Annotated in this window: 19 protein-coding genes and 1 pseudogene; 11 read left to right on the top strand and 9 right to left on the bottom strand. The window is 71.6% G+C overall.

The features are described 5' to 3' along the window. The first annotated feature begins 8 nt into the window (after positions 1 to 8). Positions 9 to 836, top strand: a complete 828-nt coding sequence (locus ACQEVM_RS32225; RefSeq protein ID WP_433084856.1) for a hypothetical protein — start codon at positions 9 to 11, stop codon at positions 834 to 836. Positions 837 to 940: 104 nt separating this feature from the next. On the opposite strand, the gene ACQEVM_RS32230 is transcribed toward ACQEVM_RS32225, so the two are convergent. Beyond that, the gene (locus ACQEVM_RS32230; RefSeq protein ID WP_433084858.1) at positions 941 to 2,689 is read right to left on the bottom strand and encodes a BACON domain-containing protein; all 1,749 of its coding nucleotides are present in this window, start codon (positions 2,687 to 2,689) and stop codon (positions 941 to 943) included. Between the two features lie 249 nt (positions 2,690 to 2,938). On the opposite strand from ACQEVM_RS32230, the gene radA reads away from it, so the two are divergent. After that, positions 2,939 to 4,357 (top strand): DNA repair protein RadA, encoded by a 1,419-nt coding sequence (radA, locus tag ACQEVM_RS32235; protein WP_433084860.1) that lies wholly within the window; start codon positions 2,939 to 2,941, stop codon positions 4,355 to 4,357. Between the two features lie 183 nt (positions 4,358 to 4,540). After that, positions 4,541 to 5,665 (top strand): DNA integrity scanning diadenylate cyclase DisA, encoded by a 1,125-nt coding sequence (disA, locus tag ACQEVM_RS32240; protein WP_053678377.1) that lies wholly within the window; start codon positions 4,541 to 4,543, stop codon positions 5,663 to 5,665. A 169-nt stretch (positions 5,666 to 5,834) separates the two neighbouring features. On the opposite strand, the gene ACQEVM_RS32245 is transcribed toward disA, so the two are convergent. Continuing rightward, a complete protein-coding gene (locus tag ACQEVM_RS32245) occupies positions 5,835 to 6,647 on the bottom strand; it encodes a hypothetical protein (protein ID WP_433084862.1) in 813 nt (270 codons plus the stop codon). Positions 6,648 to 6,807: 160 nt separating this feature from the next. Here ACQEVM_RS32245 and ACQEVM_RS32250 point away from each other — a divergent pair, with 160 nt between their 5' ends. The 7 genes and pseudogenes from ACQEVM_RS32250 to ACQEVM_RS32280 all read left to right on the top strand — a co-directional run bounded on the left by ACQEVM_RS32250 (position 6,808) and on the right by ACQEVM_RS32280 (position 13,228). After that, the gene (locus ACQEVM_RS32250; RefSeq protein ID WP_433084864.1) at positions 6,808 to 7,416 is read left to right on the top strand and encodes a phosphatase PAP2 family protein; all 609 of its coding nucleotides are present in this window, start codon (positions 6,808 to 6,810) and stop codon (positions 7,414 to 7,416) included. A gap of 29 nt (positions 7,417 to 7,445) precedes the next feature. Then, positions 7,446 to 8,363 (top strand): A/G-specific adenine glycosylase, encoded by a 918-nt coding sequence (locus tag ACQEVM_RS32255; protein WP_267801313.1) that lies wholly within the window; start codon positions 7,446 to 7,448, stop codon positions 8,361 to 8,363. Positions 8,364 to 8,584: 221 nt separating this feature from the next. Beyond that, on the top strand, positions 8,585 to 9,145 hold the full coding sequence (locus ACQEVM_RS32260) for a SigE family RNA polymerase sigma factor (protein ID WP_053678383.1): 561 nt from the start codon (positions 8,585 to 8,587) through the stop codon (positions 9,143 to 9,145). Positions 9,146 to 9,183: 38 nt separating this feature from the next. Continuing rightward, positions 9,184 to 9,833: pseudogene (locus ACQEVM_RS32265) on the top strand (hypothetical protein). A 13-nt stretch (positions 9,834 to 9,846) separates the two neighbouring features. Continuing rightward, positions 9,847 to 10,548, top strand: a complete 702-nt coding sequence (gene cseB, locus ACQEVM_RS32270; RefSeq protein ID WP_433084867.1) for a two-component system response regulator CseB — start codon at positions 9,847 to 9,849, stop codon at positions 10,546 to 10,548. Next, positions 10,545 to 11,858, top strand: a complete 1,314-nt coding sequence (gene cseC / locus ACQEVM_RS32275; protein ID WP_433084869.1) for a two-component system sensor histidine kinase CseC — start codon at positions 10,545 to 10,547, stop codon at positions 11,856 to 11,858. Before cseB ends, cseC begins: the two co-directional genes overlap by 4 nt. Positions 11,859 to 11,998: 140 nt before the next feature. After that, positions 11,999 to 13,228, top strand: coding sequence for a LamG-like jellyroll fold domain-containing protein (locus ACQEVM_RS32280; protein WP_433084871.1), 1,230 nt, complete (start codon positions 11,999 to 12,001; stop codon positions 13,226 to 13,228). A 63-nt stretch (positions 13,229 to 13,291) separates the two neighbouring features. Here the strand turns inward: ACQEVM_RS32280 and ACQEVM_RS32285 are convergent, their stop codons facing one another. Beyond that, a complete protein-coding gene (locus tag ACQEVM_RS32285) occupies positions 13,292 to 13,918 on the bottom strand; it encodes a M23 family metallopeptidase (RefSeq protein WP_433084873.1) in 627 nt (208 codons plus the stop codon). 680 nt (positions 13,919 to 14,598) lie between these two features. Continuing rightward, positions 14,599 to 17,124, bottom strand: coding sequence for an ATP-dependent Clp protease ATP-binding subunit (locus ACQEVM_RS32290; RefSeq protein WP_433084875.1), 2,526 nt, complete (start codon positions 17,122 to 17,124; stop codon positions 14,599 to 14,601). Between the two features lie 464 nt (positions 17,125 to 17,588). Here ACQEVM_RS32290 and ACQEVM_RS32295 point away from each other — a divergent pair, with 464 nt between their 5' ends. Next, positions 17,589 to 18,191: an SCO3374 family protein gene (locus ACQEVM_RS32295; RefSeq protein ID WP_433084877.1), complete on the top strand. Its 603-nt coding sequence runs from the start codon at positions 17,589 to 17,591 to the stop codon at positions 18,189 to 18,191. Here the strand turns inward: ACQEVM_RS32295 and ACQEVM_RS32300 are convergent. The 5 genes from ACQEVM_RS32300 to ACQEVM_RS32320 form a co-directional block, all read right to left on the bottom strand. Continuing rightward, a complete protein-coding gene (locus ACQEVM_RS32300) occupies positions 18,173 to 18,508 on the bottom strand; it encodes a histone-like nucleoid-structuring protein Lsr2 (protein ID WP_267801306.1) in 336 nt (111 codons plus the stop codon). The two genes, ACQEVM_RS32295 and ACQEVM_RS32300, sit on opposite strands and share 19 nt — an antisense overlap. A 176-nt stretch (positions 18,509 to 18,684) precedes the next feature. After that, positions 18,685 to 19,215 carry an amino-acid N-acetyltransferase gene (locus tag ACQEVM_RS32305; protein ID WP_433084879.1) on the bottom strand — a complete coding sequence of 177 codons (531 nt, stop codon included), beginning with the start codon at positions 19,213 to 19,215 and terminating at the stop codon, positions 18,685 to 18,687. 10 nt (positions 19,216 to 19,225) lie between these two features. After that, the gene (locus tag ACQEVM_RS32310) at positions 19,226 to 19,705 is read right to left on the bottom strand and encodes a BlaI/MecI/CopY family transcriptional regulator (RefSeq protein ID WP_433084881.1); all 480 of its coding nucleotides are present in this window, start codon (positions 19,703 to 19,705) and stop codon (positions 19,226 to 19,228) included. A 171-nt stretch (positions 19,706 to 19,876) separates the two neighbouring features. Beyond that, positions 19,877 to 20,044 (bottom strand): hypothetical protein, encoded by a 168-nt coding sequence (locus tag ACQEVM_RS32315; protein WP_266948012.1) that lies wholly within the window; start codon positions 20,042 to 20,044, stop codon positions 19,877 to 19,879. Positions 20,045 to 20,057: 13 nt separating this feature from the next. Beyond that, on the bottom strand, positions 20,058 to 20,675 hold the full coding sequence (locus ACQEVM_RS32320; protein ID WP_433084883.1) for a hypothetical protein: 618 nt from the start codon (positions 20,673 to 20,675) through the stop codon (positions 20,058 to 20,060). Positions 20,676 to 20,808 lie beyond the last annotated feature (133 nt).

Below are 20,808 nucleotides of genomic sequence, written 5' to 3' on the forward strand. Positions count from 1 at the left end.
TTGGGTTTGTGCCAAATACGAAGAAGGCCAACAAGTCCCGCCCCAAGTCGAAGAAGGCCAAGGGCGGCGAGTCCCCCGTGGTCTCCGGTGACGAGAAGGGCCTCGACTTTCCCCGGGCCTGGGTGGAGTTCCCGGACCCCGCCGACGACGAACAGATCTTCCGCTGCGACCTGACCTGGCTGACCTCGCGCTGGACCTGCATCTTCGGCAGCGGCTGCCAGGGCATCCAGGCCGGCCGGGCGGACGACGGCTGCTGCACCCTCGGGGCGCACTTCTCCGACGAGGACGACGAGAAGCGCGTCGCGGAGAACGTCGCCCGGCTCACACCGGAGCTGTGGCAGTTCCACGACGTGGGCACCGAGTCCGGCTGGGTGCAGAAGGACGAGGACGGCGAGCGGCAGACCCGCCGCTGGGAGGGTTCGTGCATCTTCCAGAACCGGCCCGGCTTCGCCGCGGGCGCCGGTTGCTCGCTGCACATCCTGGCGCTGCGCGAGAAGCGCGAGCCGTTGGAGACCAAGCCCGACGTGTGCTGGCAGTTGCCGATCCGTCGGACGTACGACTGGATCGACCGGCCCGACGACACGCGGGTCCTCCAGGTCACGATCGGCGAGTACGACCGGCGCGGCTGGGGTCCGGGCGGCCACGACCTGCACTGGTGGTGCACGTCGGCCACGTCCGCGCACGGGGCCGGTGACCCGGTGTACGTGTCGTACCGCCCCGAGCTGACGGAGCTGATGGGCAAGGAGGGGTACGGGGCGCTCGTGGCGCTGTGCGAGGCGCGGCTGGCCTCGCTGCTGCCGATGGCCCCGCACCCCGCGGATCCGCCGACGGCGTAGGGCGGTCGACCGGCGGGTCGGGAGGTCGGCGGGTCGGGAAGCCGGCGGACCGGAGGAAAGCCGGCGGACCGGGGGCCGGCGCGCCTTGCGCCGGGGGCCCGCGATCAGGAGGCCGGGGCCGGCGGATCGGTGGGCGGAGTCGGGGAAACCGTTCCTTCTGACTCGGTCGGCGTCGGGGTCGGCGTGGGAGTCGGGGTCGGCGTGGGGGTCGGCGTGGGGGTGGGCGTCGGCGTCGGGGTCGGCGGCGTGCGGGTCGGGGCGGGGTTCGCCGGGGAGGTCGGCGGTCCCCCGTTCGGCGGCGGGGCGGGCCGGCCGCGGCCCTGGATGGCGACGACCGCGCCGGACGGGTCCACCCCGACCCGGGCCGACCAGGCGCCGACGGGCTGGGCGGCGGCGTCCACGGTGATCCTCAGGGTGATCGATTCTCCGGGGGCCAGGGTGCCCGCCGTCTGGCCGGCCCGCAGCCAGGGCGCGTCGGACCACAGGCGCCAGTCCACGGGGGCGCCGCCGGACGCGCTGAGCGTGAGCAGGGTGGTGGAGCCGTGAGTCGTGGCCGACACGGTGAGTCGGCCGGGGGCTCCCGGGCGGTCCGATTCCGGGGTGGCCGGCGCGCCGGAGCTGATGACCTCGACGGAGACGTCGGGTGCGGCGGTACCGGGGGCGAAGCCCGGCCCGTCGCCGGTGTGGGCGGTGTTGCCGGTGTTCTCGTAGGAGGCGAGCAGCCGGCCGCCGGCCGGGGGCGGCGGGATGTCGGACTCGCTGGCGGAGATCCGGGTGGCGCCGCCGTCGACGGGTTCGCCGGTGCTGGGGGCGCCCCGGTAGGCGGCCCACAGGGCCAGCACGGGCGCGGCGACGACGGTGGCGACGACGGTCGTGGTGACGGCGCGGGCCCGGAACCGGTCGCGGCGGGCCGCCCGGTCCTTGGGGTCCATCGGGAAGCCGGTGCGGTCGAAGCGGGGGCCGGGGCCGCCGCCGCGCCGCCCGGAGCGCAACATCGCGGCGCGGACGGCGGTGCGGGGGGCCGGTACGAGCGGGAGCGCGGCGGGGTGGATGCCGCCGGTGCCGGGCCAGGGGCCGCCGGCGCCGACGCGTTCGGCGACGCGCCGGCAGCGCGGGCAGTCGTCGACGTGGCGTACGAGTTCGGCGCGCAGCGGGGTGGAGAGCAGGATCCGGGGGTCCCCGTCGTCACCGGTGAGCCGGGACACGGCCGGGCAGTTGCCGGTCTCGACGACGGCGAGGGCGGCGCGGGTGCGTTCCACCTCGCAGGCGGCGGCGGACAGGAGTTCGCGGGCGGCGGCGGGCGGGGTCCCGAGGACGGAGGCGAGTTCGGGGACGCCGAGGCGGTGACGGACGGCGAGTTCGAGGGCCTCCCGCTGCTCGGGGGTGGTGCCGGCGGCCTCGGGCCAGGCGAGACGGGCCAGTTCGGTGCGGCGGTACGCGGACACGTCGAGGGTGCCGGGCACACCCGGCGCACGCTCGGCGTCGGTGTGCTCCGGCGTACGACCGGCGCTGTGCGCCCCCTGTCGCGCGCGCCGCTGCTCGGCGAGCCGGCGCAGGCAGCCCCAGCGGGCGAGCGCGTACAGCCAGGCGCGGCGCTCGCCCTCGTCGGGGCAGCGGCCGGGGTGCCGTTCGGCGGCGGCCAGGGCGTCTCCGAGCACGTCGGTCGCGGTGTCGTGGTCGCAGAGCACCGAGAGGCAGTAGGTGAACAGGCCGTCGAGGTAGGGCTCGTGTCGGAACGGGGGAGGCTGTTCGCCGGCGAGTCCCTGCCCTCCGCGTCCCTCTGAAGGCTTGTGCCCGTGCGCCCGGTGTGCGCCGGTGCGCGATGAGAGGGGTCCCTGGTTGCTGCTGTTCACCTGGCGACCGTAGGCGGCGCGCCGGTGACCCCCCGGAAGCCTTCAGCAGTTTTAGCCCTTACGGGTGAACAGATCGGGCCCGCGCTGACAGCGGTGCTGACAACCGCCCTGCACACCGCGACCGACGAACCCGGACGAGGCGGAGCGGGCGAGGCGGGCGAGGCGGGGGGCGCGCGCGGTCGGGCCCCCGTCGAGCCCGCGCGGGGCACGGCCGGCGGCGGTGTCGGTGCCGGCGACTACGGTGGGCGCATGGCAGCCCGCACATCTCGTTCATCCGCCAAGGACCGGCCGTCCTACCGCTGTACCGAGTGCGGCTGGACGACCGCGAAATGGCTCGGGCGGTGTCCCGAGTGCCAGGCGTGGGGCACCGTCGAGGAAATGGGCGCGCCCGCCGTGCGGACCACCGCGGCGGGTCGGGTCTCGACCGCGGCCGTGCCGATCGGCCAGGTCGACGTCCGGACGGCGACCGCGCGCAGCACGGGCGTGAGCGAACTGGACCGGGTCCTCGGCGGCGGTCTCGTGCCCGGGGCGGTCGTGCTGTTGGCGGGCGAGCCGGGCGTGGGCAAGTCGACGCTGCTGTTGGACGTCGCGGCGAAGGCGGCCGACGCCGACCACCGGACGCTGTACGTGACGGGCGAGGAGTCGGCGAGCCAGGTGCGCCTGCGGGCGGACCGGATCAATGCGCTCAGCGACCACTTGTTCCTGGCCGCGGAGACGGACCTGTCGGCCGTGCTGGGTCACCTCGACGCCGTGAAGCCCGCACTGCTGATCCTGGACTCCGTACAGACCATCGCCTCGCCCGAGATCGACGGCGCGCCCGGCGGCATGGCCCAGGTGCGCGAGGTCGCGGGCGCGCTCATCCGGGCGTCCAAGGAGCGCGGCATGTCCACGCTCCTCGTCGGCCACGTCACCAAGGACGGGGCCATCGCCGGCCCCCGGCTGCTGGAGCACCTGGTCGACGTCGTCCTGAGCTTCGAGGGCGACCGGCACGCGCGGCTGCGACTGGTGCGCGGTGTGAAGAACCGGTACGGGGCCACCGACGAGGTCGGCTGCTTCGAACTCCACGACGAGGGGATCACCGGGCTCGCCGACCCGAGCGGGTTGTTCCTGACCCGGCGTGCGGAGGCGGTCCCCGGGACCTGTCTGACGGTGACGTTGGAGGGCAAGCGGCCCCTGGTCGCGGAGGTGCAGGCGCTGACGGTGGATTCGCAGATCCCCTCGCCCCGGCGGACCACGTCGGGCCTGGAGACCTCCCGCGTCTCGATGATGTTGGCGGTGCTGGAGCAGCGCGGTCGGATCACCGCGCTGGGCAAGCGGGACATCTACAGCGCCACCGTGGGCGGGGTGAAGCTGACCGAGCCGGCCGCCGACCTGGCCATCGCGCTGGCGCTGGCCTCGGCGGCGAGCGACGTGCCCCTCCCGAAGAACCTCGTCGCCATCGGGGAGGTCGGTCTCGCGGGCGAGGTGCGGCGGGTGACCGGCGTCCAGCGGCGGCTCGCCGAGGCCCACCGGCTCGGCTTCACGCACGCGCTGGTGCCGAGCGACCCCGGCAAGGTGCCGGCGGGCATGAAGGTGATCGAGGTCGCGGACATGGGCGACGCCCTGCGGGTCCTGCCGCGCGGGCGTTCGCGGACGCCGGCCAAGGAGGGCGCGGCCGACCGGTCGTAGGCCGGTCCGGCCTCCGGGCGGGGGCCGGCTCTGCCGGGTCGGGAGCGCTTCCGGGGGTTCGCACCGTAGGGTCCGGGGACGGGGCGGGCCAAGGCTCGGCGGGCGCACAGGCCGCGCCGGTAGACTTTGTGCTGGTCCGCCCGGCCGTACGCAGGCGGCGCAACCCGCGACCGGAGGAGTGCAGTGGCAGCCAAGGACGGGGCAGCAGCATCCGGAAAGTCGGGCGCGAGTTCCAGGCAAGAGGCCATGATGCGTGCCTCGCTGAGCGCGGTCGCACCTGGTCAGCCCCTGAGAGACGGCCTGGAGAGGATCGTCCGCGGCAACACCGGGGGCCTGATCGTCCTCGGCATGGACAAGAACGTCGAGGCGATGTGCACCGGCGGTTTCGTGCTGGACGTGGAGTTCACCGCGACCCGGCTGCGCGAGCTGTGCAAGCTCGACGGGGCGCTCATCCTGGACAAGGACATCACCAAGATCCTGCGGGCCGGCGTGCAGCTGGTCCCGGACGCGTCCATCCACACGGAGGAGACGGGCACCCGGCACCGCACGGCCGACCGCGTCTCCAAGCAGTGCGGGTTCCCGGTGGTGTCGGTGTCGCAGTCGATGCGGCTGATCGCGTTGTACGTGGACGGTGAGCGGCGGGTCCTGGAGGAGTCCGGGGCGATCCTGTCGCGGGCGAACCAGGCGCTGGCCACGCTGGAGCGGTACAAGCTGCGGCTCGACGAGGTCGCGGGCACGCTGTCCGCGCTGGAGATCGAGGACCTGGTCACGGTCCGCGATGTGACGGCGGTCGCGCAGCGGCTGGAAATGGTCCGCCGGATCGCGACGGAGATCGCCGAGTACGTTGTCGAACTGGGCACGGACGGGCGACTGCTGTCCCTGCAACTGGACGAGCTGACGGTCGGCATCGAGCAGGAGCGGGAGCTGGTGATCCGGGACTACGTTCCGGAGCCCACGGCGAAGCGTTCCCGCACCGTGGACGAGGCGCTTCCGGCGCTGGACGCGCTCACGCATCCGGAACTGCTGGAGCTGGCGATCGTGGCGAAGGCCCTGGGATACACGGGGTCGCCGGAGACGCTGGACTCGGCGGTGTCCCCGCGGGGCTACCGGCTGCTGGCGAAGGTGCCGCGGTTGCCCGGGGCGATCATCGAGCGGCTGGTGGAGCACTTCGGCGGACTGCAGAAGCTGCTCGCCGCGAGCGTGGACGACCTGCAGACGGTGGACGGCGTGGGCGAGGCCCGGGCGAGGAGCGTCCGCGAGGGCCTGTCGCGACTGGCGGAGTCCTCGATCCTGGAGCGGTACGTCTAGTGCCGTGACCGAAACGGTTCACCGGGTCACGGCGCCCGGCACGGCTCCCCGCCGCGTTGTCGGACCGCCCGAGTACGCCCGGTACCAGCGGCGGCCGTCCGCCTCGCGATGCACCACACCGGACACCGCACCGGGCACCGCGACCCGGTACCCGGCCGGCCGTGGGGCGTCAGTCCTGCTTGAGGACGAACGAGGTGCGGGCCACCGGCAGGCCGGGGGACTTGACCTCCACCACGTAGGTGTCGGCGGTCGCGGCTCCCGCGGGCGGTGACTGGCACTGGTCCGCGGCGCTGAACCGGCGGTCCCATTCCAGGGTCGGCGCCTTGATCTCGCTCTGCGCGGCCAGTCGGAAGAAGACGTTCCCCGCGCCGGTCGGGCAGTCCGTCGAAGACCAGACGGCCTTGGGGTTGCTCGCCTGAGTGATGGTCAGGACCGCCTGCTTCGGGCCGAGGTCGACCTTGCAGGTGGTGCCGGAGACATTGCGGGCGATCAGTTCGAGACGAGGCTTCTCGTTCGCCTCGTACTCGTTCTTCTCGCTCTTGACCTCCCACTGCACCGCGGACGGCGCGCACGTCGGCAGGGGCGAGTCGGCCGGTACCTGGCTCGCGCCGCCGCCCGGGGCGGAGTTGTTGCCGGAGCCGCCGCCCGTGCCTCCGCCCGGCTCGCCGTTCTTGCCGGCGCCCGCCGTGCCCGCGCCGGAACCAGAACCGGAACCGGAGCCGGCGGAGCCGGTTCCCGACTCGGCGCGTCCGCCCGGGGCCTGACTGATCGCCGGCCCGGAGCCGGAGGGGCCGGGGGTGATCGGGGCGACGGGATCTCGCCCGCCTTCGCCCTTGCCGTTCGTACTCGACTTCACCCCACCGGAGCTGACGGTCCATACGGCGAGGAGCGCGAGGAGCGCGACGACGGACGCCAGCACAGCCCTCCGTCGCCAGTAGATGGAGGAGGGGAGCGGCCCGACCGGATTGCGCAGAGATCCCACGAGCGGAACCTTACGAGAGTTCACGTCGCGATCAGTGCCCCACATGCCGTGCGCCGGGCTTGTTTTGCCGATGATCATCCTGCGGGGCCAGTCCGAACCGATCGGAACCGGCCAGGGTGCTGACACGACCGCGACATCCCATTGAGTACGGTCTGTGATCATGGACAGCTCCGACCTCTACAGAGACATCACCGACTTCGCCCACACCACGCCCCCCTGGGTGCGGTCGGCGTCCGAGGCCTGGACGGAGTACGGACTGTTCGCGTTCGGTCTGCTCTTCATAGCCGTCTGGTGGCGTGCCCGCCGGCAGGCCGCCCCGCGCGCCATGGCGCTCGCCGTCCTCGCGCCGCTCGCCACCGCGGTCGCGTACGTCGCCTCCGAGCTGGTGAAGTCGACCGTCGACGAGGACCGGCCCTGCCGGACGGTGGCCGGCGCCGCCGCGTCGCTGATCCCGTGCCCCGAGTACGGCGACTGGTCCTTCCCCAGCAACCACTCCTCCATCGCGGGCGCCGCCGCCGTCGCGCTGGCCCTGGCCGTCGGCCGCCTCGCACTGCTGACCGTGCCGCTCGCCCTGCTGATGGCCTTCTCCCGGGTGTTCGTCGGCGTGCACTTCCCCCACGACGTGGCCCTGGGCCTGCTGCTCGGCGGCGCGCTGGCCACCCTGTTCGTGCTCGCCCTCGCCGGTCCGATCAGTAGGATCACCGCCACCATGCGGGCCAGTGGCGTCCGGCCCGTGCTGTGGTTCACCGGTCCGGGCCCCGCGCGGTAGGGACGAAACGTGCCAGGATGCCGTCTGCCATGACTGCATCCACCACTCCTTCCCCCGACGTCTCCCACGCGCTGCACTCCCCCGTGATCGCGTGGTTCGACGAGCATGCCCGCGACCTGCCCTGGCGCCGCCCCGAGGCCGGCCCCTGGGGCGTGATGGTCAGCGAGTTCATGCTCCAGCAGACCCCCGTCAACCGGGTCCTGCCGGTGTACGAGCAGTGGCTCGCCCGCTGGCCCCGGCCCGCCGACCTGGCCGCCGAGGCGCCCGGCGAGGCCGTGCGCGCCTGGGGCCGCCTCGGCTACCCCCGCCGGGCCCTGCGCCTGCACGGGGCGGCCGTCGCGATAACGGAACGGCACGGGGGCGACGTGCCGCGGGATCACGCGCAGCTGCTCGCCCTGCCCGGGATCGGCGAGTACACGGCAGCCGCGGTGGCCTCCTTCGCGTACGGGCAGCGACACGCGGTGCTGGACACCAACGTCCGCCGGGTCTTCGCCCGCACCGCCGGCGGGGTCGAGTACCCGCCGAACGCGACCACGGCCGCCGAACGGCGTCTGGCGCGGGCCCTGCTGCCGCCGGACGAGGAGACCGCGGCCCGCTGGGCGGCGGCCTCGATGGAGCTGGGCGCGCTGGTGTGCACGGCCAAGAGTCCGGACTGCGCGCGCTGCCCGGTCGCCGGGCTGTGCGCGTGGCGCCTCGCGGGGAAGCCGGCGCACGACGGGCCGCCGCGCCGGGGGCAGACGTACGCCGGTACCGACCGGCAGGTGCGGGGCAAGCTTCTCGCCGTCCTGCGGGAGGCGGTCGGCGCCGTTCCGCAGGCGGTGCTGGACACGGTCTGGGACGAGCCGGTGCAACGGGCCCGCGCGCTGGACGGGCTGGTGTCCGACGGCCTGGTCGAGCCGCTCCCCCAGGGGATGTACCGACTCCCGCAGGGGCCGGCCCGCACCTGATCCCGATCCGTTGATCCACTGCGCGGGGTACCCGGCGCGAAGCTGACTCGAAGATTCCGCTTGGCGCCGGGAAACCCGCAGCTCAAAGACGCTGTTACACAATCTACGGGTGTCCGTGCGTCCACCGAAGGCTGACCCGCACAGTGCCGTGACAACCCCTCCGTACCTTCGAATCCGTAAGGCAGCGGTGGCGGGTTGGGACGGAACGGAGGCGGTCTGAGATGGCGCACGGCGAGGTACTCGAATTCGAGGAGTACGTACGCACCCGGCAGGACGCGCTGCTGCGCAGTGCCCGGCGCCTGGTACCGGACCCCACGGACGCCCAGGACCTCCTCCAGACGGCCCTCGTCCGCACCTACGGCCGCTGGGACGGCATCGCCGACAAGTCCCTGGCCGACGCCTACCTCCGCCGCGTCATGATCAACACGCGTACCGAGTGGTGGCGGGCCCGCAAGCTCGACGAGGTACCCACCGAACAGCTTCCGGACGCCTCCGTCGAGGACGGCTCCGACCAGCGCGCCGACCGCGCCCTGCTCATGGACATCCTCAAGGTTCTGGCGCCCAAGCAGCGAAGCGTCGTGGTGCTGCGACACTGGGAGCAGATGAGCACCGAGGAAACGGCCGCGGCGCTCGGCATGTCGGCGGGAACCGTGAAGAGCACCCTGCACCGCGCACTGGCCCGACTCCGGCAGGAGCTGGAGAGCCGGGACCTCGACATGCGCGCGCTGGAACGCGGTGACCACACCATCCGGTACGAGGGGCGGGAGCGGTGCGCGGCCTGAACGGCCCAGGCTTGAGCGGCAGAAAGTCGCTGGTGCTGGTGTCGGCGGGGACGATCGTCCTCGCCGGCACAGCGCTGTTCGCGGTCGGCTGTGCCACTGGTGGCACGGGCCTGCGCGACGGCGGTCCGGCCCGCACCGAATCCGTGGCGAAGACCGGTCCCCCGGTCGGCCCGGCCCCCTCCGGCGGGGACCACTCACCGGCGACCTCGGACACCTCCGCGGGCAAGCCGCCCAAGGTGGACCCGGTCGCGCTGTTGAAGGCGGACCCGAAGGTCAGCGCGGCGATCAAGCGGGACCTGAAGCCCTGCACGGGCCGGGAGTACCCGGTCGACGTGAGCTACGGGAAGGTCACCGGGAGCCCGGCCGTGGACATCGTCGTGAACGTGCTCTCCTGCGCCGACGCCCTGGGGCGCGGCTCGTACGTGTACCGGGCGGACAACGGCAAGTACGAGAACGTCTTCGCGGACGAACAACCACCCGTCTACGCGGAGATCGACCGGGGGACCTGGTGGTCACCAAGCCGGTCTACGGGAAGAGCGACACGCTCTCGTACCCGTCCGGCGAGGACGTGATCACCTACCGCTGGAGCGGTGAGAAGTTCACCGAGCAGGACCGTGTCCACACGGACTACAGCAACGTGGTCGACGGCGGCGGCCAGCCCGCCCCGGCCATTTCACAGAAGAACTGAAGCGAGGCTCCGGATGGCCGAGACCCATGTGCTGTTCGTGGAGGACGACGACGTCATCCGCGAGGCCACGACCCTGGCGCTGGAGCGCGACGGGTTCGTGGTGACCTCCATGCCCGACGGACTGTCGGGCCTGGAGTCCTTCCGGGCCGACCGCCCCGACATCGCGCTGCTCGACGTCATGGTGCCCGGGATGGACGGCGTCAGCCTGTGCCGGCGCATCCGCGACGAGTCCACGGTTCCGGTGATCATGCTGTCGGCCCGCGCCGACTCCATCGACGTCGTACTGGGCCTGGAGGCGGGCGCCGACGACTACGTCACCAAGCCCTTCGACGGGTCGGTCCTCGTCGCACGGATCCGCGCCGTGCTGCGCCGCTTCGGCCACGCGGGCGGCCCGAACGGCTCGTCGGACGACGACGGCGCCGATGAGCGCGGGGTGCTGGCCTTCGGCGACCTGGAGGTCGACACCGAGGGCATGGAGGTGCGCAAGGCGGGTGCCCCGGTGGGCCTCACGCCCACCGAGATGCGGCTGCTGCTGGAGTTCTCCTCGGCGCCCGGCACCGTACTGTCGCGCGACCGGCTGCTGGAACGGGTGTGGGACTACGACTGGGGCGGCGACACCCGGGTCGTGGACGTCCACGTCCAGCGACTGCGCACCAAGATCGGACAGGACCGGATCGAGACGGTCCGAGGCTTCGGATACAAGCTGAAGGCATGAGGCGGTTCACACTCCGTACCGGGATCCGCTGGAAGATCACCCTCGCCATCGCCGCCGTCGGCGCGCTGACGGCCGTGGCGCTGAGTCTGGTGGTGCACAGTGCTGCCCGCGTCTCGATGCTGGAGAGCGCCCGCGAATCCCAGCTGGAGCGGGTCCAGTTCCTCGCCCGCAGCGTGGACGCCGGTCGCAAGCCGATGATGGGCGCCAAGCTCAACGACCCCGAGCTGCCGGTCGAACTGAGGCAGAAGGTCCAGTCCGGGCGGCGCGGCACGTACATCCAGGAGAACACGCGGGGCGTTCCCGAGGTGTGGGCGGCCGTACCGCTCGGCAACGGACAGTTGCTGTCCCTGCACCTGCCGTTCAAGGAGAGCGCCAACATGGTGCGCGACCTGGACCAGGCCCTGATCGTCGGCTCCCTCGCCGTCGTGGTGGGCGGTTCCGCGCTCGGGGTGCTCATCGGCGGGCAGATCTCGCGCCGGTTGCGCAAGGCTGCCGCCGCCGCGCAGCGGGTGGCGCACGGCGATCCCGAGGTCCGGGTGCGCGACGCGGTGGGTGGTGTCGTACGTGACGAGACGGATGACCTGGCGCGGGCCGTGGATGCCATGGCGGACGCGCTCCAGCAGCGGCTGGAGGCCGAGCGGCGGGTGACGGCGGACATCGCGCACGAGCTGAGGACCCCGGTGACGGGCCTGCTCACGGCGGCGGAACTGCTGCCCCCGGGGCGGCCGACGGAGCTGGTGCGCGACCGGGCGCAGGCGATGCGCGCGTTGGTCGAGGACGTGTTGGAGGTGGCCCGGCTGGACAGCGCCTCGGAGCGGGCCGAGTTGCAGGACGTGGCGCTCGGCGAGTTCGTCAGCCGCCGGGTGGCGTCGCTGATGCCGGACGCGTCCGTACGCGTCGTCGCGGACGAGATCGTGAGCACCGACCCGCGCCGGCTGGAACGGATCCTCGGCAACCTGCTGGCGAACGCGGCGCGGTACGGGCAGTCGCCGATCCAGGTCGATGTCGAGGGCCGGGTCGTACGGGTGCGGGACCACGGACCGGGCTTCCCCGAGGCTCTGCTGCGCGAGGGGCCGAGCCGCTTCCGGACCGGGTCCACGGACCGGGCCGGCGTGGGCCACGGGCTGGGATTGACCATCGCGGAGGGTCAGGCGCGGGTGCTGGGAGCCCGCTTGACGTTCCGTAACGTGGCCGCGCCGGGCGGCGCGGACAGGGAGGGTTCGGCCGCCGGGGCGGTGGCGGTGCTGTGGCTGCCGGAGCACGCGCCGACGGCGACGGGGAGCTTCCCGATCCTGAAGCCCCAGACCTGAGGCGGGCGTCGTCGCGCCCCGGGGCGGCGGGTCCGCCCGACCCGTGGCGGCCGGGCCGCGGCGGCGCCGGCCCGGGATCGCGACCGTATCGGGACCCTCGGCCGTTCGCCCCGCGGGGCTGATGTTCTAGCATCCGTGGCATGACCGACGGTACGAACCCCCCGACCAACCCGCAGCCCGAGCAGCCCGCCCCGGGGAGCGGTGGCTACGGGTTCCCGCCGGGAGCGCCCGCGTCCGGTGGCTACGGATTCCCGCCCGGCCCGCCCGCGTCGGGCGGCTTCGGCCCCCCGCCGGGCTCGGACCAGGACGGCGGGTACGGCTACCCGCGGCAGCCGGGACCGCAGCAGCCGAATCCGTACCGGCAGGACGCCGGGGTGCCGGGCCCCTACGACGCTGCGCCCGCGTCGTGGCAGCAGGGCGGTTCGATGCCGGGCCCGGTGGCGGAGCCCGAGCCGTTCCGGCAGCGGTCGGATCAGCCCGACTGGGACGCGCTCGCCGATCGTTCGGCGTCGGAGCGGCGCAGGAAGCGGGTGTGGGTGGCCGTCGGCACGGTGACCGTGCTGGCGCTGCTCGCCGGTGGTGGAACGTTCCTGCTGCTGGGCGGCGGCGACGGGAAGGGCGACGACAAGCCGACGGCGGCCGCCTCGGACTCGCCCGCGCCCTCGCAGAGCGGGGTCAGGAATCCGATCGATCTCACGCCCACGGTCGCGGGTGACCCGACGACCGTGCGGGACCAGATCGGCAAGGCGAACCTGAAGATGGGGCCCGAGGCCGGGGTCTTCCCGATCGACAAGCGGCACGAGATCCGCACGAAGGGCAACGCGAACTCGTTCGCCGAGTCCCAACAGCGCGTCGTGGACCCGTCGAAGAGCTTCACGGTCTCGGCCCGGCTCTGGAACCGCTCCCCCAAGGGGCAGCAGATCGCGGTCAGCCAGGGCAACGAGAAGTCGTTCTCGTTCGAGCTGGGTCTGGACGAGGTGAACGGCAAGCCGTCCTGGATCTTCCGGGTGCAGACCGGCACCCCGGGCGCGAACGCCAGCACGACGACGGTGACGGGCACGAGCTCGAAGATGGAGAAGACCTTCTCGGAGCTGACGGGCACCTACGACGCGGAGAAGAAGGTGATCGCCCTGTACGTGAACGGCAAGCGGACGGGCGAGGCCCCGGTTCCCGCGGACATCTTCCCCGCCCCGGGCCCGCTGCAACTGGCGCGCTCACGCCACCAGGATCAGTGGGTGTCGCCCTGGCAGGGCGCCATGGACAGCCTCCGGGTCTACGACGCCGCGCTGCCGCAGGAGCGGATCGACGCCCTCAAGCCGGGCAAGCTCGACCCGATGGTCACACCGACCGGGTCGTGGCTGCTGTTCTGAGCCGTCGCGAGCCGCCCGGTACGGCGGGGGGTCGGACGCCGGTCGCCCGGCGTCGGCGGCGTGTCAGACGGTGACGCCGACCTGACGCAGGAAGCTCACCGGGTTGATGGCCGAGCCGTAGTTCGGGGTGGTGCGGATCTCGAAGTGCAGGTGCGGACCGCTGGAGTTGCCGGTGTTGCCGGACAGGGCGATCTGCTGGGCGGCCGAGACCTTCTGGCCGATCTTGACCTGGATACGCGAGAGGTGCGCGTACTGGGAGTACTTGTTGTTCGCGTGCTTGATCACGACGGCGTTGCCGTACGCGGGACCGTCGCCACCGCCGTTGGGGCCGGCCTTGACGACCACACCGGAGCTGGCGGCACGGACCTTGGTGCCGACGGCAACGGCGAAGTCCTGACCGGAGTGCTTGTGCGACCACATGTTGCCGCCCTTGCCGTAAGTCGCGGACAGGGTGTAACCGGAGACCGGCTTCTGCCAGGAACCGGCCGACTTGGCGGCGGCGGCCGGCTTGGCGGCAGCGGCCTGGGCCTTCGCCTGGGCGGCCACGAGGCCGGGGGTGCCGTTGAGAGCGGTCTGCGCCTCGCCGGCGAAAGCGGCGGTCGTTCCGGCACCGAGGGCCAGTGCGGCACCGAGGCCGGTGGCGGCGAGGGCGATACGGGTACGACGGGTGCTGACGCGCTTCGCGGACATGTGTGGACCTCCGTGGCCGGGAACAAGGGCAATAAGTGACCCGGCACGCTGAGCGGATGCTGAGCGGGTGCCGGGCGAACTTGCTCCACCTTGGTAACCCGAGCCCCCCGGCTTCCTCAAACGTCCTCATTACTACGTCGACTCGTAGGTGCGAGGGGGGCCGAGAGGACTGTTGACCCGGCGATTACTGGGCCAAGGGAGGGGGCAAATCGGACACTCGATCTACGAAAGGTCCTAGTAGGTCCGATTTGCCCTGTGCGGCTTGTCACCGGGCGCGGAGCCTGCGCCCACCCTGATCGAGACCCAGGTCACGCCCCTCGGGCCCACCGGAAAGCACCCGGGACACCCTCCGCCCCAGCCCCGTGCGCGCGAGCCGGCCACCGACCCGGCGCGGGCGCTACCCGTGGGACCGCCCGCGCCGCCGGGGCGCCCGTACGGGCCGGGAGGGCGGTTGCCGGAACCGGGCGGGCGGGTACCGGACGAGTTGGCCGGGACGGGGTCCCTGCGCGCCCCGGACCCGCATGTGCCCGCAGGGGTCGGCCGCAATCCCGCCCGCACCGGCCACACGGGCCCCGGACGTCCGGTCCGCTCTCCCCCGCCCTTCCGGGCCCGGACGCGCGAAAGGGGCGGCCCCGGAACCCTTCGGTTCCGGGGCCGCCCCTTCGTACTGCGTTCAGGCCTCAGGCGCCCTTGGAGAGGTCCGGGCCGGAGCCCGTGGCCTCGATCGGGGGAAGGTCCGAGATCGGAGTCTTCTCCTCGCCCCGGAAGGTGAACTTGGCGGTCTCGCCCTCACCCTCCACACCCACGACCACGATGTGACCGGGACGCAGCTCGCCGAAGAGGATCTTCTCCGACAGCATGTCCTCGATCTCGCGCTGGATCGTCCGGCGCAGCGGGCGCGCACCCATGATCGGGTCGTAGCCGCGCTTGGCCAGGAGCTGCTTCGCGTCACCGCTGAGCTCGATGCCCATGTCGCGGTCCTTGAGGCGCTCGTCCACCTTGGCGATCATCAGGTCGACGATCTGGATGATGTCTTCCTGCGTGAGCTGGTGGAAGACGACCGTGTCGTCGACACGGTTGAGGAACTCGGGCCGGAAGTGCTGCTTCAGCTCTTCGTTGACCTTCGCCTTCATCCGGTCGTATCCGGTCTTGGTGTCGCCCTGGGCCGCGAAGCCCAGGTTGAAGCCCTTGGAGATGTCCCGGGTACCCAGGTTGGTCGTCATGATGATGACCGTGTTCTTGAAGTCCACGACCCGGCCCTGGGAGTCGGTCAGACGACCGTCCTCCAGGATCTGGAGAAGGGAATTGAAGATATCCGGGTGCGCCTTCTCGACCTCGTCGAAGAGGACGACGGAGAACGGCTTCCGGCGGACCTTCTCGGTCAGCTGGCCGCCCTCTTCGTAGCCCACGTAGCCGGGGGGCGAACCGAAGAGACGGGAAACCGTGTGCTTCTCGCTGAACTCCGACATGTCGAGGGAGATCAGTGCGTCCTCGTCGCCGAAGAGGAATTCGGCGAGCGTCTTGGAGAGCTCGGTCTTACCGACACCGGACGGGCCGGCGAAGATGAACGAGCCACCGGGACGCTTCGGGTCCTTCAGACCCGCACGGGTCCGTCGGATCGCCTGCGAGAGGGCCTTGATGGCGTCCTTCTGACCGATGACGCGACGGTGGAGCTCGTCCTCCATGCGCAGGAGTCGCGAGGACTCCTCCTCGGTCAGCTTGAACACCGGAATGCCGGTCGCGGTCGCGAGGACTTCGGCGATGAGCTCGCCGTCGACCTCGGCGACGACGTCCATGTCGCCGGCCTTCCATTCCTTCTCGCGCTTGGCCTTCGCCGTCAGCAGCTGCTTCTCCGAATCACGGAGGGAAGCCGCCTTCTCGAAGTCCTGGGAGTCGATGGCCGACTCCTTGTCGCGACGCACGTTCGCGATCTTCTCGTCGAACTCGCGGAGGTCCGGCGGCGCGGTCATCCGACGGATGCGCATCCGGGAGCCGGCCTCGTCGATCAGGTCGATCGCCTTGTCCGGGAGGAAGCGGTCCGAGATGTACCGGTCGGCCAGGGTGGCCGCCTGCACGAGGGCCTCGTCCGTGATGGAGACGCGGTGGTGGGCCTCGTAGCGGTCGCGCAGCCCCTTGAGGATCTCGATCGTGTGGGGGAGGGAAGGCTCCGCCACCTGGATCGGCTGGAAACGGCGCTCCAGCGCCGCGTCCTTCTCGAGGTGCTTGCGGTACTCGTCCAGCGTCGTGGCACCGATGGTCTGGAGCTCACCACGGGCCAGCATGGGCTTCAGGATGCTGGCGGCGTCGATCGCGCCCTCGGCGGCACCCGCACCCACGAGGGTGTGGAGCTCGTCGATGAACAGGATGATGTCGCCGCGGGTGCGGATCTCCTTGAGCACCTTCTTGAGGCGCTCCTCGAAGTCACCGCGGTAGCGGGAACCGGCGACCAGTGCACCCAGGTCGAGGGTGTAGAGGTGCTTGTCCTTGAGCGTCTCGGGCACCTCGCCCTTGACGATCGCCTGGGCCAGGCCCTCGACGACGGCGGTCTTGCCGACGCCGGGCTCGCCGATGAGGACCGGGTTGTTCTTGGTCCGGCGGGACAGCACCTGCATGACCCGCTCGATCTCCTTCTCGCGCCCGATGACCGGGTCGAGCTTGGATTCGCGAGCCGCCTGCGTGAGGTTGCGGCCGAACTGGTCGAGGACGAGCGAGGTCGAGGGGGTGCCCTCGGCCGGGCCGCCTGCCGTGGCCGACTCCTTGCCGCCTCCGGAGTAGCCGGAGAGCAGCTGGATGACCTGCTGCCGGACCCTGTTGAGATCGGCGCCCAGCTTCACGAGGACCTGGGCGGCGACGCCCTCGCCCTCGCGGATCAGGCCGAGCAGGATGTGCTCGGTGCCGATGTAGTTGTGGCCGAGCTGGAGGGCCTCTCGGAGCGAAAGCTCCAGGACCTTCTTCGCCCGCGGGGTGAAGGGGATGTGGCCGGACGGGGCCTGCTGCCCCTGGCCGATGATCTCCTCAACCTGCTGACGAACAGCCTCGAGCGAAATCCCGAGGCTCTCCAGGGCCTTAGCGGCGACACCCTCACCCTCGTGGATCAAGCCCAGGAGGATGTGCTCGGTGCCGATGTAGTTGTGGTTGAGCATCCGGGCTTCTTCCTGAGCCAGGACGACAACCCGCCGCGCGCGGTCGGTGAACCTCTCGAACATCGTTTATCGCTCCTCAGAGCGGTCGGGCAGTTCGGGGTCGGTCCCCGCCCTGTCCTTCCGCATGCTAGTCCCGCGGGGCGGGACAGCTCATTCCAACTGCCGACATCCGTCCGCGGCTCACCCTCACGTCCGCGGGAAAACCCGGCCGTAAGTGCCGACAACTGCTCCAACCCGATGGTGCGAGACGATGTTCCCGCAGGCCAGGCAGATACCCGTCACACGTGTACGCCGATGGCGAACGGAAGCCGGTCGGAGACCCTTCAAATCAGCGCGTCGCCCCGATCCACTAGGAATGTCTTACCCCTGGGGACTGACACTCCATGCGGCCCGGGAGACGGTTCCCTCCGCTACGGGCGAACACGGTTCCGTCTTCGAATGTGGGACTCCGCCCCACGGACGTTTACGTTCCGTATTGCGTCCGACGCGCTGCGTAACTCCAGGGCACTTCCGGAGTTGCTCCGGTCATGGCCCTCATCGCCGAGACCGTCCCGCATCCGCGCTCCCCGTCCGAGGAGGACGCGTACGTCTCCTGGTACGGGCGGGTGCTCGGCTGGACCCTCGCGGGCGGCCCTCCCGCCCAGCTGGTCACCGGGACGCGGTTCGACGTACTGGAACTGCCGACCGACGCGGGTGGCCGACTGCTGCGCAGGCCGGTAGACACCGGGCCGGTGGCCGTCATGGGACGCCGCATGCGCTTCCTGGTGGCCCCGGGCAGCGCAGAGGAGCTGGACGGGCTGCTCGACTGGCTGGAGTGGGGTCCGGTGGCGCTGGATCTGACCGCCCTGGGTGTGGGAGGCCGTATCACCGCCCCCGTGCCGCCGGGGCGGCCACAGGGAAGCCCTCGGGGGGCCGCCGTGTGGCTGCGGCCCCCCGAACAGGGGTGCGAGGCGTTCCTGCCGTCCCTGCCCGGTACCGGACAGGGCGCCGGGGCCGGCCGCCGGGGCACCGGACCCGATCTCGTACGTCTGGTCGCCGCGGCGGCCACGGAGTGCCACCGGGCACGCCTGCGGCGACGCGCGGCCCCCGCGAGGCCCGTCGGCGCCGTGGGTCAGCCCCGGTTCTCGTAGGCCTCGCGAATGTCGGCGGGGACGCGGCCGCGGTCGTTGACCGTCAGACCCTGCGCCTTCGCCCACGCACGGATTTCCGCGGTGTCCGGGTTGCCCGCCGAAACGGCGGCGCGTCCCTTGGCGCGACCCGCGGCGGCACGGCCACCGGTGCGACGGCCGCTCTTGGTGTAGGGCTCGAGCAGGCCGCGGAGCTTTTCAGCGTTGGCGGCGGTGAGGTCGATCTCGTAGGTCTTGCCATCCACCGCGAACGTCACGGTCTCGTCCGCCTCGCCACCGTCGAGGTCGTCGACAAGAAGGACCTGAACCTTCTGTGCCACCGGATTTCCTTTCATCGAAAATGCAGTACGCGGAAAGGAAACCGCTTTTGCCTGGAAAACACAAACCCCCGCCGAGAGGTTCAGGACGTCAACAGGGCGGGAAACGTACGCGATTCGGACATAGGCCACAGGCGGGCGGAGCCCCGTAAAAGCGGCCGAGATCGATCCGTCATCGATCAGAGGTGCAGAAGCATCCGACTGTTGCCCAAGGTGTTCGGCTTCACTCGTTCGAGACCGAGGAACTCGGCGACGCCCTCGTCATAGGAACGCAGGAGCTCCATGTAGACATCGGTCTCGACCGGAGTCTCTCCGATCTCGACGAAGCCGTGGTTCGCGAAGAAGTCCACTTCGAAGGTGAGGCAGAAAACCCGGCTCACGCCGAGCAGACGGGCCGTCTCCAACAACTTGGCCAGTACCCGATGTCCGACACCGGCGCCCTTCAACTCGCGATCCACCGCGAGAGTGCGTACTTCCGCAAGGTCTTCCCACATCACGTGCAGAGCGCCACAGCCCACCACCTGACCGTCACCGACGCGCTCCGCGACCCAGAACTCCTGGATGTCCTCGTAAAGGACGACGGGGGCTTTGTCGAGCAGGATCCGCTGCTGCACGTACTGGTCCAGCAGGCGTCGCAGCGCGGGAACATCGCGGGTGCGTGCGCGGCGGATGGTCACGGCATTTGCTTCTGCGGCGGAAAACTCTCCCATGCGGGGGACGCTATCGCCCCGGCTCGGTCCCGCGCTCGCCGGAGTCCTCTTCGGGTCGCGCTTCTTCCGTGGCTTCCCCGGGCTTCGCTTCCTCTTCGGGTACCGGCTCTTCCCCGGCCACCGGCTCTTGCGGGGCTTCGCGGGGTTCGGGGGCGGCGACCTCGCCGTCGTGACCGACGATGCGCACGGCGTCGCGGAGGGCTTCGCGCTGTTCCGCCGACATCATGCCGAAGAAGGCCACGAGAGCGGCCGCGGGGTTGTCGCTGGTGGCCCATGCCTCGTTCATCAGTGCGGCCGAGTAGGCGGGCCGGGTGGAGACCGCGGTATATCGATAGGCGCGGCCTTCGGCTTCCCGGCGGACCCAGCCCTTCTGATGGAGATTGTCCATAACGGTCATGACCGTGGTGTACGCGATGGACCGTTCCTGCTGGAGGTCTTCCAGGACTTCCCGAACGGTGACCGGGCGGTTCCACTGCCACACCCGTGTCATCACTGCGTCTTCGAGTTCTCCCAAGGGGCGAGGCACAACAGCACGATAGTGCGGGTTGTACGGAATTGCCCGACCATTCGGCCGGCAACGCGCGACGAACCGGTGCCGGGCAACAAAATGGGGCGTACGGCCCGCAGGCCGTACGCCCGTCCCCGAGGCTTTCGCCCGGGGTTACTTCCCGGGCTGCCGGGTGGCCTCGGCGGAGGCGAGCACGGCGTCCACGGCCGCGTCCTCCTTCGCCTTGTTGGCGCCGCCCTGGCTCTTCACGATCGTCACGACGAGAGCGATGAAGAACGCGGCCATCACGATGGGGGGCACGAGCGCGGAAACGTAGTCCATGCCCCCAGCCTAGCTACCCGGCGGCGCGGCCGTCCGCCGGGGGCCGGCCCGGCGCGGCGGGCTTCCGGCGGGGCGGGAAGACTTCCCCGGGGGTCGGAATGGGCCGCTCGCGCCCGGGGCGCGGCTGCTCCTCGGGGGCCGGGGCGGGTGCGGGTTTCGGCTCGCCGCCCCGTTCGTCCTCGCGTCCGCCGGCGAGGGCGAGCAGTCGGGTGCGGGGGGCGGGCGTCGTCCGCAGCCGGCGGCGCACGGAGCGCTCCGCGACCGCCTGGGCCCGCTCCAGCACGGCGGTGGCGAGCGGGTTGGCGCGCAGGGCGCGCAGGGCCGCGAGGTCGTCGGGTACGGGCTCGTAACCGGCGGCCAGGGCGTCCTGTAGCAGCTCCAGGTAGCCGGAGAGGCTGCCGGGCAGGGCGCCTCTGTAGCGGGCGAGGTCGGCGAGGAGGAAGTCTCTGAGCCTCTCCGCCTCGGCGACCGCGTCGTCCACCGACGCCGCGAGGCGAAGGCAGGCCTGGACCTCGACGGCCGGGAGCGGGGCCGTGGAGGACTGAAGGGCGTGGGCGAGCGAGCGCCTGAGCACGTGCAGCTCGGCAGCACTGAACGCCATGCCGCCGCGGGATCCGTAGGGCGTGGGCATGGGCCGAAGATACGCGCTAATCGGACTAAATCCACTCAATTGGGGCGGACGCGGCGCGGCGGGATCGACACTTGCCATAGTGGAAAGTATGCGTCACTCTGGAAAGGAGGTGGTGGCCGTCGGGCCCCGCCGA

Origin of the sequence: Streptomyces sp. CA-243310 (genome assembly GCF_050936775.1) — a bacterium.
In the GTDB taxonomy this organism is placed as follows: domain Bacteria; phylum Actinomycetota; class Actinomycetes; order Streptomycetales; family Streptomycetaceae; genus Streptomyces.